General features: G+C 62.2%; 13 protein-coding genes and 1 other RNA gene. 6 read left to right on the top strand and 8 right to left on the bottom strand.

The features are described from left to right. Positions 1-2: 2 nt before the first annotated feature. The 6 genes from mraZ to dapF all read right to left on the bottom strand — a co-directional run bounded on the left by mraZ (position 3) and on the right by dapF (position 5911). The gene (gene mraZ / locus ACHEXL_RS11150) at positions 3-431 is read right to left on the bottom strand and encodes a division/cell wall cluster transcriptional repressor MraZ (protein ID WP_416559520.1); all 429 of its coding nucleotides are present in this window, start codon (positions 429-431) and stop codon (positions 3-5) included. A 352-nt stretch (positions 432-783) separates the two neighbouring features. Further along, the gene (gene dksA / locus ACHEXL_RS11155; RefSeq protein ID WP_416559521.1) at positions 784-1503 is read right to left on the bottom strand and encodes an RNA polymerase-binding protein DksA; all 720 of its coding nucleotides are present in this window, start codon (positions 1501-1503) and stop codon (positions 784-786) included. A 642-nt stretch (positions 1504-2145) separates the two neighbouring features. Next, positions 2146-3237 (bottom strand): CobW family GTP-binding protein, encoded by a 1092-nt coding sequence (locus ACHEXL_RS11160; protein WP_416559522.1) that lies wholly within the window; start codon positions 3235-3237, stop codon positions 2146-2148. A gap of 118 nt (positions 3238-3355) precedes the next feature. Continuing rightward, entirely contained in the window at positions 3356-4327 is a 972-nt protein-coding gene (locus ACHEXL_RS11165) for a tyrosine recombinase XerC (protein WP_416559523.1), read from the bottom strand. A gap of 3 nt (positions 4328-4330) precedes the next feature. Then, positions 4331-5017 (bottom strand): DUF484 family protein, encoded by a 687-nt coding sequence (locus tag ACHEXL_RS11170; RefSeq protein ID WP_291929784.1) that lies wholly within the window; start codon positions 5015-5017, stop codon positions 4331-4333. Positions 5018-5041: 24 nt separating this feature from the next. Further along, complete coding sequence (gene dapF / locus ACHEXL_RS11175) at positions 5042-5911, bottom strand: diaminopimelate epimerase (protein ID WP_416559524.1); 870 nt, start codon at positions 5909-5911, stop codon at positions 5042-5044. 61 nt (positions 5912-5972) lie between these two features. On the opposite strand from dapF, the gene ACHEXL_RS11180 reads away from it, so the two are divergent. The 3 genes from ACHEXL_RS11180 (at position 5973) to ACHEXL_RS11190 (ending at position 9044) form a co-directional block, all read left to right on the top strand. Continuing rightward, the gene (locus ACHEXL_RS11180; RefSeq protein WP_416559525.1) at positions 5973-7631 is read left to right on the top strand and encodes an MBL fold metallo-hydrolase; all 1659 of its coding nucleotides are present in this window, start codon (positions 5973-5975) and stop codon (positions 7629-7631) included. 28 nt (positions 7632-7659) lie between these two features. After that, positions 7660-8355: a S4 domain-containing protein gene (locus ACHEXL_RS11185; protein WP_416559526.1), complete on the top strand. Its 696-nt coding sequence runs from the start codon at positions 7660-7662 to the stop codon at positions 8353-8355. A gap of 167 nt (positions 8356-8522) precedes the next feature. Further along, positions 8523-9044, top strand: coding sequence for an Rrf2 family transcriptional regulator (locus ACHEXL_RS11190; protein WP_416559527.1), 522 nt, complete (start codon positions 8523-8525; stop codon positions 9042-9044). A gap of 59 nt (positions 9045-9103) precedes the next feature. On the opposite strand, the gene rnpB is transcribed toward ACHEXL_RS11190, so the two are convergent. Continuing rightward, an RNA gene (gene rnpB / locus ACHEXL_RS11195) (RNase P RNA component class A) lies at positions 9104-9456 on the bottom strand. 130 nt (positions 9457-9586) lie between these two features. On the opposite strand from rnpB, the gene cysK reads away from it, so the two are divergent. After that, positions 9587-10504: a cysteine synthase A gene (gene cysK, locus ACHEXL_RS11200; protein ID WP_416559528.1), complete on the top strand. Its 918-nt coding sequence runs from the start codon at positions 9587-9589 to the stop codon at positions 10502-10504. Positions 10505-10560: 56 nt separating this feature from the next. Then, a complete protein-coding gene (locus ACHEXL_RS11205; protein WP_416559529.1) occupies positions 10561-12396 on the top strand; it encodes an NAD(P)/FAD-dependent oxidoreductase in 1836 nt (611 codons plus the stop codon). A gap of 5 nt (positions 12397-12401) precedes the next feature. Here the strand turns inward: ACHEXL_RS11205 and ACHEXL_RS11210 are convergent, their stop codons facing one another. Beyond that, positions 12402-13073, bottom strand: a complete 672-nt coding sequence (locus ACHEXL_RS11210) for a hypothetical protein (RefSeq protein ID WP_416559530.1) — start codon at positions 13071-13073, stop codon at positions 12402-12404. Positions 13074-13277: 204 nt separating this feature from the next. On the opposite strand from ACHEXL_RS11210, the gene ACHEXL_RS11215 reads away from it, so the two are divergent. Continuing rightward, entirely contained in the window at positions 13278-13949 is a 672-nt protein-coding gene (locus tag ACHEXL_RS11215) for a Crp/Fnr family transcriptional regulator (RefSeq protein WP_416559531.1), read from the top strand. The last annotated feature ends 200 nt before the right edge of the window (positions 13950-14149 follow it).

A 14149-nucleotide genomic window follows, 5' to 3' on the forward strand; every position in this document is an offset into this window, starting at 1 on the left:
GTTCAGAACGAAAAATCCTTGAACACATCGGGCATCTCGCCCTGCATGGCCTGCGCTTCCTGCGCGTCATAAGTGGTTTTGTCCCACAGCTCGAAGTGGTTGCCCATGCCCAGCAGCATGGTGTCCTTGGAAATGCCCGCGGCTTGACGCAGTTCGGGCGAGATCAGCACGCGGCCGGTGCTGTCCATGTCCACATCCATGGCGTTGCCCAAAAAGATGCGTTTCCACCACTGGGCAGACATGGGCAATTGGGCAATGCGTTCGCGGAACTTTTCCCACTCGGGCCGGGGAAACACCATCAGACAGCCGTGCGGGTGCTTGGTGATGGTCAGCTGGCCTTGAGCTGTCGCGCTCAGGACGTCACGGTGCCGGGTCGGTACAGACAACCGTCCTTTGGCATCCAGACTCAGCGATGAAGCCCCTTGAAACACGGCAACGACCTTTTTCAGTTGAAACGCGCCAGCGGAGACACTTTTCCCCACTTAATTGCACTTTTTTGCACTGTATCAGGAATTCAATGCAACTCAACAGGTGTAGATCGATTTTTTTCAATGAAATCAATGGCTTAGCGCCGAATTCGAAGCCAGATCAAACCGGAATTTCTTTGTAGATTAGGCACTTACAGGTGGCACTGAAAGTAACCTATGAAGGATTCTAAAAAATCAAAAATAACAAATGCCTCAAAACCAAAACCGTGTTCTCAACGGCGCCTGGTACAGCCGCAGGCATGAAAAAGCCCCTGGACAGGGGCTTTTTCAGACAAGGGGCCAAGGCAGCCGCACTTCAGTCTCCGAACATCTTCTGTTTCAGCTCGCGCCGCTGCTGGGCTTCGAGAGAGAGTGTCGCTGTTGGGCGGGCCAGCAAACGTCCCACACCGATGGGTTCGCCGGTTTCGTCGCAATAGCCATATTCACCGGCGTCGATCAAGCCAATCGACTGTTCGATTTTCTTGAGCAGCTTGCGTTCGCGGTCACGTGTGCGCAGCTCCAGAGCGTGCTCTTCTTCGATGGTGGCGCGGTCGGCCGGATCGGGCACCACCACGGTGTCCTCGCGCAAATGCTCGGTCGTGGCGCCGGCGCTGTTGAGGATGTCCTGCTTGAGGATGGACAGCTTGCGGCGGAAGTACGCCATCTGCACGCTGTTCATGTACTCGGCATCAGGCATGGCCAAAATTTCGGCATCGCTCAAGTCTTCCACCGGCTTGCTCTTCCAATTGTTGGCCAGCTTGGGGTCTTTCTTGATGGGTGCAAAAGGGGCCGCGACCGCTGCTGAGGGGGTGCTGGGCATGAAGCTGGCCTTGGCCGCTGTGGAGGCCACCGCAGGAGGCAAAGAAGGCACCGTGATCTGCGCCAGTCGCGCAGAGGGTCGGGTGGCACGGACGAGTTGGTCAGGGGCCGCAGCCGCTGCGGGCACCGCGGACGGTGCGGCGGGTTGGGCGACCTCGGGAGTCGATGTCGCCACTTTTTTAACAGTCATAGGTTTCGCTTCAGGTACAGAAATCATCTTGGAAGGAGCAGGCTTCGAAGCCACTTTGGCGCTGGGAGCCGGACTGGGCTTGGAGGCTGCGGCACGTGTAGGGTGTGAGGCAGGCACAGCAGGCGGGCTTGGCGCCTTGCCTGCAGTAGCCTGCGCTGTCACAACGGGTTTGCCGGCTTTCGCGGTTTTGGCGGGGGCCACAACCTTTTTGTTTTTCAGGGGAAGGGACTGCGCAGCTTTGGATTTGGCTGGGGCTGCCGATTTGGCAGGTACCGCCTTTTTAACTGGCACAGGTTTCTTGGATGCGACCGTTTTTTTCGCTGGCGTTGCCTTTTTGGCTGGCGCTGCTTTTTTGGCCGGTGCCGCCTTGGCTGGGCTGGCGGTCACTCGGGTGGCCAATTTTTTGTTCGCGGTCTTCACGTCTTGTCTCCTAGCCGTGTGAAAGGGCAGGCCCAAACCTCTTGCCACACTGCAGCAACCGATTGAAAAACCTGTTCATTTGCATTCCAAACCCTTGTTATAGACCTTATGGGGTTCATCAGCCACCCGTAAACGGGGTGCTTCAGGCGGGCGATTGTAGCGATAAGAACGATCAAAAAATGCAGCTCGGCCTATTAAAGGCATGTTCAACTCTGTGGCCCCGCACACATGCCGGGCGCCACTGCGTGTTCAGACCAAACACTGCTCCAAGCCCTGCAGGAGGATGTCTTTGGGCAAATCGATACCAATGAATACCATCTTGCTCATTTTTGTTTCGCCATCGGCCCACATCGGCCCCAAATCGCTGCCCATGAGCTGGTGCACGCCCTGAAAAATCACCTTGCGCTCGGTGCCACGCATGTTCAACACGCCTTTGTAGCGCAGCATGCGCGGGCCATAAATGTTGACGATGGCGCCCAGAAAGTCTTCCAGCTTGGCCGGATCAAAGGCTTTGTCGGAGCGGAACACAAAGCTTTTCACGTCATCGTCGTGGTGATGGTGGTGCCCGTGACCGTGCTCATGGTCGTGCTGGTGAGAGGGGTGGTCGCAGTGTTCACCATGCTCATGGTCATGCTGGTGGGACGGGTGGTCGCAATGCTCGCCATGCACATGGTCATGGTCATCGTCTTTGAGGAAATCCGGATCGATGTCCAGTTTGGCGTTCAGGTTGAAGCCTTTGAGGTCGAACACCTCGGACAGAGCCACCTCACCAAAATGCACCACTTTTTGCGGCGCACGGGGGTTCATGTGTTTCAGGCGGTGCTGCAAGGCGTCCAGCTCCTCGGGCGAGACCAGATCGGCCTTGCTGATGAAGATCTGGTCGGCAAAGCCTACCTGACGGCGGGCTTCCTGGCGGTCGTTGAGCTGCTGGGCCGCGTGTTTGGCGTCCACCAGGGTCAAGATGGAGTCGAGCAAAAAGGTCTCGGCAATTTCGTCGTCCATGAAAAATGTCTGCGCCACCGGGCCAGGGTCGGCCAGGCCCGTGGTCTCGATCACGATGCGGTCAAAGCTGAGCAAGCCCTTGCGGCGCTTGGCAGCCAACAGCTGCAGGGTCACGCGCAGGTCTTCGCGGATGGTGCAGCAGATGCAGCCGTTGCTCATCTGGATGATCTGCTCATCGGTGTCCGAGACCAGGATGTCGTTGTCGATGTTCTCTTCGCCAAACTCGTTCTCGATCACGGCAATCTTCTGGCCGTGGGCCTCGGTCAGAACGCGCTTGAGCAAGGTGGTTTTGCCCGAGCCCAAAAAGCCGGTCAGGATGGTGGTGGGGATCAGGGACATGGCGCGGTTCCACTTCAAGACAAGAAACAAGAGTTGGGGAGTGTAGCGACGAATTCAAGCGCCGAGCCTGCGCACCGGGCATGGCCTTACACCGCAGCTGAGCGGCCCGAACGGGACTTCATTTGCGTTTGGCGCGGGGGTGGGCGGCGTCGTAGGTTTTGGCCAGGTGCTGAAAATCCAGCCGCGTGTAGACCTGGGTGGTGCTGATGTTGGCGTGGCCCAGCAACTCTTGCACCGCCCGCAAGTCGCCGCTGGACTGCAGCACATGGCTGGCAAATGAATGGCGCAGCATGTGCGGGTGCACCGGGGTGGCCAGGCCCGCCAGCAGGCTGCGGCGCTTGAGGCGCTGCGCCACGCCGCGTGGCGTCAGGCGCGTGCCGTGCCGCCCGGGAAACAGCGCCAGCGCCAAGGGGGACGCCCCTTTGGTGGCTTGTATCAGCATGCCCGGCAACTGCGGCCGCACAGCCAGCCAGTGGGTCAGCGCCTCGATGGCCGCACGCCCCAAGGGCACGGTGCGGCGCTTGCTGCCTTTGCCCTGCACCTGCACTTCGGCATTGGGCAGGTCGATCCAGCCGCGCCCGGCACGGGCGGCTTCGGCGCTGGCCACCACGTCCAAGCCGGTCAGCTCGGCAATCCTCAGGCCGCAGCCGTAGAGCAGCTCCACCATGGCCGCGTCACGCGCTTCCAGCCAGGGGTCGTCGTTGTCCTCTTCGTGCTCGGCCAGCTGCACCGCTTCGTCCACCCCCAACGCTTTGGGCAAGGGCTTGGCCACACGCGGCGCCCGCACATCGGCCACCGGGTTGTGCGCCACCAGGCCCTCGCGCCCCAACCAGGTGTAAAAGCCGCGCCAACCCGACAAGATGAGCGCAATGCCGCGCCCACTGCGCCCGGCGCTGTGCATCTGCGCCACCCAGCGGCGCACATGGCCGCTTTGCACCTGCAACAAGGGCACTTGAGTTGCCGCCGCCATCTCGGCCAGGCGCGTCAAATCCAATTGGTACAGGGTGCAGGTGCGCTCGGCCAGGCGCTTTTCAAAGCGCACATGGTCCAGGTAACGGGACACCAGCGGGTCGGTGGCCGCGTCCGACACAGCTCAATCCTGTTGGCGCAAGACCGACAAAGCCGCACCCGCCAGCTCGGCCAGGCGCTCGAGCAGGTCGGTGCCCATCTGGCTGTTGAAGCGCTGGGCGTCGGGTGAGGCCAGCACCAGCAAACCAAAAGCGGGCTGGCCGGGTGCTGCACGCAAAGCGAGCAGCGCCAAAGAAGCCGCCTGGGTCGGCTCGTCCAGCCACTGCACGGCCTCGTAACCCGAGTTCGGCCCCACATAAGGCCGGTCGAGCGAGCTGGCCAGCGTCTGCACCGCCTCGGTCACGCCCTGGGCATAAGCCGCCTGCGCATGCGCGCCCTGCAGCGACCACAGGCGCAAAGCCACTTGCGGCACCTGAAACAGTTCACGGATGTTGTCCACCGCCGACGCGGCCAGCTGGTCCTGCGGCGTCACCAGCAACTCACACGACCAGCGGTGCAGCTTGTCGGTGAGGATCATGTTCTCGTTGCCATGCCGGATCATGTCCATGATGCGGTGCTCCAGCCCCTTGATCTTGTCGCGCAGCATTTGCGCCTGGCGCTCTTGCAGGCCCACCGTGCGGTGGCTTTGGGGGTGCGTCAGCTGCACCGTGGCCAGGAGCGAGGCGTGGCGCTCGAAAAAGTCCGGCGTGTTCACCAGATAGTCGGCGATGTCGTCTTCGGTGATCGGGCTCATGGGTTCAGGCGTGGTCATGCGGGGCTCCAGAAATTCAAAAGGTCAAAGCGAGTCAGGCACATCGATGCTGCCCTCAAAAACAGAGGTGGCCGGGCCGGTCATCAGCACCGGGCTGTCGGCCTGACCAGCCCACTCGATGGTGAGCACACCGCCGTGGGTCTGCACATCCACACGCGCGTCCAGCCAACCCTGGCGAATACCCGCGACCACCGCCGCACAAGCGCCCGTGCCGCAGGCCAGGGTCTCGCCCGCGCCGCGCTCGTACACGCGCAGCTTGATCTGGCTGCGCGAGACGATCTGCATGAAACCCGCGTTCACGCGCTTGGGGAAAGCCGGGTGCTTTTCAATCAGCGGCCCCAGGGCCAGCACCGGGAAGGTGTCGACATCGTCCACACGCTGCACCGCATGCGGGTTGCCCATGGACACCACGCCCACCCGGGCAATTCCCAAATCGCCCAGCGCTAAATCAAACACCGGCCAGCCATTGACCTGGTCGCTAATGAGCCCGATGGGGTTGAAGGGCACACGTTCCCAATCAAAGATGGGCGCCCCCATGTCCACCGTGACACGGCCATCGGGGTTCATGCGCAGCTCGATCTCGCCCTGCTGCACCTTGACGCGCACGGTGCTTTTGTCGGTCAGGCCCTTGTCGCGCACATAGCGCACAAAGCAGCGGGCCCCGTTGCCGCAATGCTCCACCTCACCGCCATCGGCGTTGTGGATCACGTATTCAAAATCCAGCCCGGGCGCGGGCGAGGGCCGAACCGTGAGGATCTGGTCGGCCCCCACGCCAAAGTGGCGGTCGGCCAAAAAACGGTACTGGGCCGCGCTCAGGCCCAGGCGGCCTTGCGTCTCGTCGAGCACGACAAAGTCGTTGCCGGCCCCTTGCATCTTGGTAAAGCGGATGTGCATGGCCGCGATTATCACCTTTGGCCCACACCGGAACAGGCCTCCAGTCCCCCGATAATGGGGCATGGCACGCACCTCCCAACTCCTCTACCCCCAACGTGAACCCGCCCCCCTGCGCCCCGCCGCCACCGTGCTGCTGCTGCGCGACGGGCCGCAAGGCATCGAAGTGCTGATGACCCGCCGCTCGATGACGGCCAGTTTTGCACCCGGCGCCTATGTGTTCCCGGGTGGCGTGATTGACCCCGGCGATGCCCAGGCGCACAGCATGGCGCAGCGCCGCGCCACCCAAAGCGACCTGCACCTGACGCAGGCGATTGCAGCCATCCGCGAGAGCTTCGAGGAGCTGGGCATCTTGTTCGCCCGTCATGCCGATGGCCGCTGGGCAGACCACGACGACATCGCCGCCATCGACCGCCAAGCCCCCCCGGATTCACCGTTTGCCGCCCAATGCCAAGCCCAAGGCCTGAGCTTGGCCGCCGACCAAGTGTTTGTGCTGGCCCACTGGATCACCGACCGCGACCTGCCGCGGCGCTTTGATGTGCCTTTTTTAGTGGCCCGCATGCCCGAAGGCCAAACCCCGGTGGCCGACGAGTCCGAGCAGTTCGAGCCGGTCTGGGTGCGCCCGGCCGACGCGCTGGCCCGGCACGAAGCGGGGGATTTTTTCATGGTCTACCCGACCATCCGCACGCTGGAGCGCCTCAAAGCCTTTGCCAGTGTGGACGCGGTGCTGCAAGCCTGCGCCGTCAACGACGAGCCCCTGTGGACCAGCTGCCCCCGTGCCGGCTGGCTGGCGGGCAACGAAGCGCGTTACATGGAGCACGAAGCCCCATTTGGCGAGCTGGCCCTGGTCACGCCCGACGGGCAAATCCACCACCACCTGGACTGGCAGACCGACCAGCCTGTCCCGTTGCTGAAGAACGTGCAGCGCCTCACGGCCCCCAACCCCGGGGTGATGACCGGCCCTGGCACCAACAGTTATTTGGTGGGTGACCCGGACACCGGCTACATCGCCATCGACCCGGGCCCGGCCGACGACGAGCACCTGCAGCGCCTGTGGCGTGCCGCAGGCGGACAGATCAAGGCGATTGTGTGCACCCACTCGCACCCGGACCATTCCCCCGGCGCGGCCCCGCTGCAAGCCCTGTGCACAAACAAGCCGCCGATTCTGGGCCTGGCCTCCAAGCCCACCGCCCGCGCCAACAGCCGCTTCACCCCCGAGCGTGAGCTGGCCGACGGTGAGAAGCTGGTGCTGCAAGGCATCGGCGTCCAAGGCGAAATCACCCACACCCTGCGCGTGGTGCACACCCCCGGCCACGCGGCCAACCACCTGTGCCTGGTGCTGGAAGAAGACGGCCTGCTGTTCTCGGGCGACCATGTGCTCAACGGCAGTACCACCGTGATCGACCCGCCCGACGGCCACATGGGCGACTATTTGGATTCACTGGACAAACTGGCTGCGGCCTGCGAAGCCGGGGGGATTGAGTTCATCTTGCCCGCGCACGGCCATGTGCTGGGCTTTGCCCACCAGGCCATCACGCACCTGAAGGCCCACCGCTTGAAGCGCGAAGCCAAAATAGCCGCCGCCATGCAGGCCCTGCCCCAAGGCAGCCTGCAGGAATGGGTGGAAAAAGCCTACAACGACGTGCCGCCCCGCCTCTGGCCCGTGGCTGCCCGCTCGCTGCAAGCGCATGTGGACCACATCCGCGAACAAGCCCTGTCTTGATTCGCTTTGAGTATTTTTGAAAGCATTGATGATTTCCTCTGAAGAAGGCATTCGACTGGCCAAACGCGTGGCCGCCGAGCAAAACTGCTCGCGCCGCGAAGCCGAAGCACTGATCGTGGCCGGTGGTGTGCAGGTGGCGGGCAAAGTCGTGACCGACCCGGCCCGGCGTGTGCGCGAGGAGCAAACCGTTCAAGTCAACCGCCTGGTGTCCATGGCCGCACTGGCCCCGTTGACCCTGGTGCTGTTCAAGCCCGCGCACCGGGTGGCCAACCTGGCCTGGCTGCAGGACACGGTGGGCCTCAAAGCCCCCCAGCCCGGCCTGTGGGGGCCCGAGCGCCTGGCCAAAATGCAGATGCCCCTGCCCTTGGCCAAACCCGCCAGCGGACTGTGTATTTTTTCGGACGATGTGGGCGTGCTGCGCCACCTGGAAGACCGCCGCAGCCCCATGGAGCAGGAATGGATGGCCACCGTGGGCGGCGAAGTGCCAGACGGCCTGGTCAAAGCCCTGAACGGCCCGGGCATCCGCGCCAGCATCAACCGCCAGACCGAGCAAGTCACGGTGCTGCGCATCGCGGGCAAAGACATCGACGCTCTGGCCTTGGGCCGCTGGCTGGACGAACAATGCCCTCTGCAGGACCTGCGCCGCCAACGCGTGGGCCGCTTGAGCCTGGCCCCGCTGGAGCCTGGCCAATGGCGGCAACTGGCTGGCCACGAGCGCTTCTAGTTGATTTCCGACAAAAATACACAGGATTTACCCTTGAAATGGAACGGGTAATGCCCAACTGTGTCATGAGTCTGAGAAAATGACCGTTCAGTCACCACTGCAAACCATGCAGTCAGTGACCGGGGCAATGCCCATGAGGGCTTGTCCAACGCAGAAAGGAGCACACCATGCGTTTGAGCACCAAGAGCCGATTTGCCGTCACCGCCATGATCGACATCGCCCTGCGCGAAGACCGCGGCCCTGTGTCGCTGGCCGCCATCAGCGTGCGCCACCAAATTTCGCTGTCCTATCTGGAACAGCTGTTCAGCAAGCTGCGCCAGCAAGGCCTGGTCGAGAGCACGCGTGGCCCGGGCGGCGGTTATTCGCTGTCGCGCAGCGCTGAAAAGATCACCATGGCCGACATCGTGGGTGCCGTGGACGCCCCTTCCGATGACGAAACCGCAGCCGACGGCAGCTGGATGAACAGCGAGCTGTGGGCCAGCCTGAACGAAAAAATGTTGACGCACCTGCAGTCGATCAGCCTGCGACAGCTGGTGGCCGAGCAGCGCACCAAAGGCGTCACCGTTGAGCCAGCACCTGCGCCCGCCGTCAAGCGCGGCGTGTTTGCCAAGCCCAAAAGCACCTTGAAAATCACGGCCCCCAATTCGGTGTTCGCGCTGGCGGGCACCTTGATGCCTTCACGCGGCTGAGGGGCTTTTGAGCCGCCACAAAAAACCCGCTTCGGCGGGTTTTTTCATGGGTTAAAAAAGTGTGAAGCTCGCCGATAAGCCGGATTCTGTGCACAGCGGTTGCCCGCTGCGTGACCGCCATTACTCTGGGCCGGGGGTCGCCCACCCGGCTCGATGCTACCTACCCGCCAACTCACCCCGCGGAACCACAGGGAGAAGCGGCGCGGCGAACCGCGCCACTTCAGGAAGGCCTACTTGGTATTGCTGCGCGTAGAGATTGCCCGTTTCACCCGAACTCAATCGGCTCGTCTCTGTTGCTCTGATCCTCACCTCACGGTGGAGAGGCGTTGCCTCCTACGCTGTCCTGTGCAGTCCGGACGTTCCTCCAGTGCCTCCTTTCGGAGATCGCACCAGCGACGGTCTGGCGAGCTTCACATGCCGATTATCACCTGCCCTCACAACACCCAGGTGGATTGCACCAGAATGTGCCCGGCAAGACACGCCCAGGCAGCGCCGTCACGCACAATATTGGGTTTAGACACCTCACACACCGGAGTTCCGCCATGAAAGCCCACACCATCCTCGACACCATTGGCAACACCCCCCACGTGCGCATCCAGCGCCTGTTCGGTGCGACGGCCAACGTCTGGATCAAGTCTGAGCGCAGCAACCCCGGAGGCTCGGTCAAGGACCGCATCGCGCTGGCCATGATCGAGGCGGCCGAAAAATCCGGCGCACTCCAACCCGGGGGCACCATTGTCGAGCCCACCTCGGGCAACACCGGCATCGGCCTGGCCATGGTTGCCGCCGTCAAAGGCTACAAGTTGGTGCTGGTCATGCCCGACAGCATGAGCATTGAGCGCCGCCGCCTGATGCTGGCCTATGGCGCCAGTTTCGACCTGACACCCCGCGAAAAAGGCATGAAGGGGGCCATCGCCCGCGCCGAAGAGCTGGTGGCCAGCACGCCTGGCGCCTGGATGCCGCAGCAATTTGAAAACCCGGCCAACATCGATGTGCACGTGCGCACCACCGCGCAGGAAATTCTGGCCGACTTCCCCGAAGGCATCGACGCATTGATCACCGGCGTGGGCACAGGCGGCCACCTGACGGGCACTGCACGCGTGCTCAAAGCCAAGTTCCCCCATCTCAAAGTGTTCGCGGTCGAGCCTGCAGCGTCGCCAGTGATTTCGGGCGGGACACCTGCACCGCACCCGATTCAGGGCATTGGCGCAGGTTTCATCCCCAAAAACCTTGACACCAGTGTGCTCGACGGTGTGATCCAGGTCGATGCCGAAGTCGCCCGCGAGTACGCACGCCGCTCTGCCCGGGAAGAAGGCATGCTGGTGGGCATTTCATCGGGCGCCACTTTGGCGGCCATTGCCCAAAAACTGCCCGAGCTGCCTGCTGGCGCCACGGTACTGGGCTTCAACTACGACACGGGCGAGCGCTATTTGTCGGTGGAAGGCTTTTTGCCCACCTGAACGCACAGCGATAATCTCGGCTTCTTGCTTGATAACCACAAGCCACAGAGGTTGCCATGATCCGGATTTCAGAACTCAAACTCCCCCTCTCGGCCCTGCCGGTCGATACGCGCCGCGCGGCCGATGCGCCGTCAGAAACCGACGAAGACCGCCTGCCCACGCCGCATCCGATCGATGCCCTGCGCCAATTGGCCGCGCAAGCGCTGGGCCTCAGCGCCGCCGACATCGCCGGTTTGCACGTCTTCAAACGCAGCTTTGACGCCCGCAAGGCCGACTTGCGGGCGGTCTACATCGTGGACCTGTCGCTGTTGGACGCGCAAAGCGAAAACCGCTTGCTGAAGGCGTTTGAAAAGAACCCCCACATTCAACCCACGCCCGACATGGTTTGGCACCCGCCCTGCCAGGCTCCGGCCAGTTTTGGCGCAGAAGAAGGCGAGCGCCCGGTGGTGGTGGGCTTTGGTCCATGCGGCATGTTCGCCGCCCTGGCGCTGGCGCAAATGGGCTTTCGGCCCATCGTGCTGGAGCGCGGCAAACCGGTGCGTGAACGCACCAAGGACACTTGGGGCCTGTGGCGCAAAAAAGTGCTCAACCCCGAGAGCAATGTGCAGTTTGGCGAAGGCGGCGCGGGCACCTTCTCTGACGGCAAGCTGTACAGCCAGATCAAGGACCCACGTCACCTGGGCCGCAAGGTGATGGACGAATTCGTCAAGGCGGGCGCACCCGCCGACATCCTGTATGCGGCGCACCCGCACATCGGCACCTTCAAGCTGGTCAAAGTGGTGGAACACATCCGCGAACAGATCATCGCGTTGGGCGGCGAAATTCGCTTCGAGCAACGCGTGAGCGATGTGCTGCTTTCGCCCGCCGCCAGGGGCCAGCAGCTCACCGGGCTACTGGTGCAAGACCTGCGCACGGGCGAACACCACACCCTGCACACGCGCCACGCCGTCATGGCGCTGGGCCACAGTTCGCGTGACACCTTTGTCATGCTGCACCGCCGTGGCGTGGCCATGCAGGCCAAGGCGTTTTCAATTGGTGTGCGCATCGAGCACCCACAAAGCGTGATCGACCAGGCCCGCTGGGGTCGCCATGCTGGTCACCCGCTGCTGGGCGCGGCCGATTACAAGCTGGTGCACCACGCGCAAAACGGCCGTGCCGTCTACAGCTTTTGCATGTGCCCAGGTGGCACGGTGGTGGCCGCCACCAGCGAGCCAGGCCGCGTGGTCACCAACGGCATGAGCCAGTACTCGCGCAACGAACGCAACGCCAACGCGGGCATGGTGGTGGCCATCGACCCACCCGATTACCCGCTGGACACCGCCGCCTGGCAGGCCGCCTTTGGCGAGCCAGACGGCACCCAGCTGGCACAAGAAGCCCAGGCCTTGGCCGCGCAGCAGCCCCCTGTGCCGCACCCGCTGTCGGGCATCGTGCTGCAGCGTCAGCTCGAAACCCGCGCCTTTGAAGTGGGCGGCAGCAACTACGAAGCCCCCGGCCAACTGGTGGGTGACTTTTTAGCCCAACGCCCCTCCACCACTTGGGGCAGCGTGCAGCCGTCTTACAAACCCGGCGTGAAGCTGGTGGACTTGGCCGATGTGTTGCCGGGCTACGCTGTGGCCGCCATGCGTGAAGCGCTGCCGGTGTTCGGCCGCAAGATCAAGGGTTACGACATGGCGGACGCGGTGATGACCGGGGTGGAAACGCGCACCTCTTCGCCCCTGCGCATCCCGCGTGGCGACGACCACCAAAGCACCAACACCCGAGGCCTGTACCCGGCCGGCGAAGGTGCCAGCTACGCGGGCGGCATCTTGTCCGCGGGCGTGGACGGCATCAAAGTGGCCGAGTCTTTGGCGCAGCACATCAGCGCCCAACGCCATCCGGACTCACAGCCCTGAACGCTTCACGGGGCGAAATTCGAATGGGCCATGCGTGCATGACACGAGCAGGCCTGCGCTGCGAGCTGGGGATTGCGCCTGGTGCGCAAGCAGCCTTCGTCCACCACGAAACCACGCGAATCGGACACCGCTGGCTCAGCGGATGTTGACAGCCAGGTCTGAATGCCCGGTGGCAAGCCCGCCAGACTCAGCGTCAACTCGGTTTTGGGAGACTGGGCCAAGCCATACAGCAGCCAACTGGCCAGTTGCTGCGATGGGCTGTGGTGCTGGGCACAAAACGACCACTGCGCCATTTGACCGATCAGGCTTTGCGCCGCCGATGCGGCGTGCCACAACCACGAAGCAAAACGCTCCGGATCTTCGCGCACCACCGCCCAGTCCAGCCGATAAGCACGCCCTGGCGAGACAACATGCGCCTGCCAAGTCGCGCCCTCTGCGGGAGGCAGCAAAACACAACCCTGTCGCCCCACCAGCGCCACGGCCACCCCAACCGAATGCACCGGCACCAGGCTGATCAGGGCGTCCACCGGAAAATACGCCCAAGCGCCCGAATCCCCGGTCTCCTCCAGCAGGGGGCCCGGCTGCAGGTTCACGAGCGTACAGCTCACGTCGCCGACCCAGGCACCACTGGCCAACATCAAGGCAAGGCAAGCGTTTTCAATGTTTTCTGTGTGCAAATGTCTTCGCTCCAAACGCCCTTTGGGGATTCCTGCATCTTATGTTCTTTATCGCACACAAAAGCGGTTTTGTATCTGATTAACTCGATGAACTCGCGACATATACTTTGCGATTTACCAAAACCTTCAACTTTCGCTGGCCTTTTTTTCCACACTGCAGCGCCTTTCAACCGCCGTGCAACCTGGTAATTTTCAGTGACGCTCTTGACCAACGGACTCATCTTTCAACTGGCCAGGGAAGATCAGAACCGTGTGCAAAGCATTTGCCAACCGGTGGCGCTCCAGGCAGGTCAAACACTGGGGCAACCCAGCGCAGACGGTCATTCCAAAGTCTATTTTTTGACCGGTGCCTCTGTGGCTTTGCTGGTCACCAGCCCGGCACACCACCCACTGGCCGTGGGCTTGGTCGGCTCAGAGGGAGCCATTGGCCTGGGCTCTGTGCTCAGCCCTGTTTCGCAACATTTGCAATGCCGGGTCCAAACTGGCGGCAACGCCTGGTGTGCCGACAGCCATGATCTGGCCATGCTGCTGCACCAAAGGCCCGGCATGCTTTGGGTGATTTCTCAGTATCTTTGGCAGTTGGCCGAGCATGTGGCCACCCTGTCGGCTTCCATCCAGTTCGACGACATCGCCACCCGATTGGCTTATTGGCTGGTCTTGTCTGCCGAACGCGCTCAAAGTGCCCGGCTGCCCCTGACTCATGAGCACCTGGCCCATATGCTGGGGGTTCGGCGCGTCAGCATTACCCTGGCCGCCGGTGAATTCAAAGACCAAGGCTTGATCGAGTACCAACGAGGCGTGCTCAACATCCTGAACATGGCGGGTTTGCGTGAACGCGCCCATCCGCAACGAACCACGTCCTCGACGCACCTTTGATATCCATCAAGGTTACAGAAATTAAATCTCAGATGGAGGATCGCTATGTTCGGCAACGTACTGAAAGTCGCCTAAATTTTGCTAAATTTCATGGGCATCGATTGTAAAAAATGAAATTTATGCAAATTAATTACAAATTAAATAGAATTATTGATTTATTACCGTCGGACATTTTCAAGGAGTGGGAGCCACATTTAGAG

This window comes from Limnohabitans sp. YIMB22184 (assembly GCF_048020265.1).
Classification (GTDB): domain Bacteria; phylum Pseudomonadota; class Gammaproteobacteria; order Burkholderiales; family Burkholderiaceae_C; genus Limnohabitans_A.

Bases quoted from the DNA above. Each gene is read 5' to 3' on its own strand.
- dksA (WP_416559521.1), bottom strand. From the start codon at position 1,503: ATGATTTCTGTACCTGAAGCGAAACCTATGACTGTTAAAAAAGTGGCG.
- ACHEXL_RS11160 (WP_416559522.1), bottom strand. From the start codon at position 3,237: ATGTCCCTGATCCCCACCACCATCCTGACCGGCTTTTTGGGCTCGGGC.
- ACHEXL_RS11170 (WP_291929784.1), bottom strand. From the start codon at position 5,017: ATGACCACGCCTGAACCCATGAGCCCGATCACCGAAGACGACATCGCC.
- dapF (WP_416559524.1), bottom strand. From the start codon at position 5,911: ATGCACATCCGCTTTACCAAGATGCAAGGGGCCGGCAACGACTTTGTC.
- ACHEXL_RS11180 (WP_416559525.1), top strand. From the start codon at position 5,973: ATGGCACGCACCTCCCAACTCCTCTACCCCCAACGTGAACCCGCCCCC.
- ACHEXL_RS11185 (WP_416559526.1), top strand. From the start codon at position 7,660: ATGATTTCCTCTGAAGAAGGCATTCGACTGGCCAAACGCGTGGCCGCC.
- ACHEXL_RS11190 (WP_416559527.1), top strand. From the start codon at position 8,523: ATGCGTTTGAGCACCAAGAGCCGATTTGCCGTCACCGCCATGATCGAC.
- cysK (WP_416559528.1), top strand. From the start codon at position 9,587: ATGAAAGCCCACACCATCCTCGACACCATTGGCAACACCCCCCACGTG.
- ACHEXL_RS11205 (WP_416559529.1), top strand. From the start codon at position 10,561: ATGATCCGGATTTCAGAACTCAAACTCCCCCTCTCGGCCCTGCCGGTC.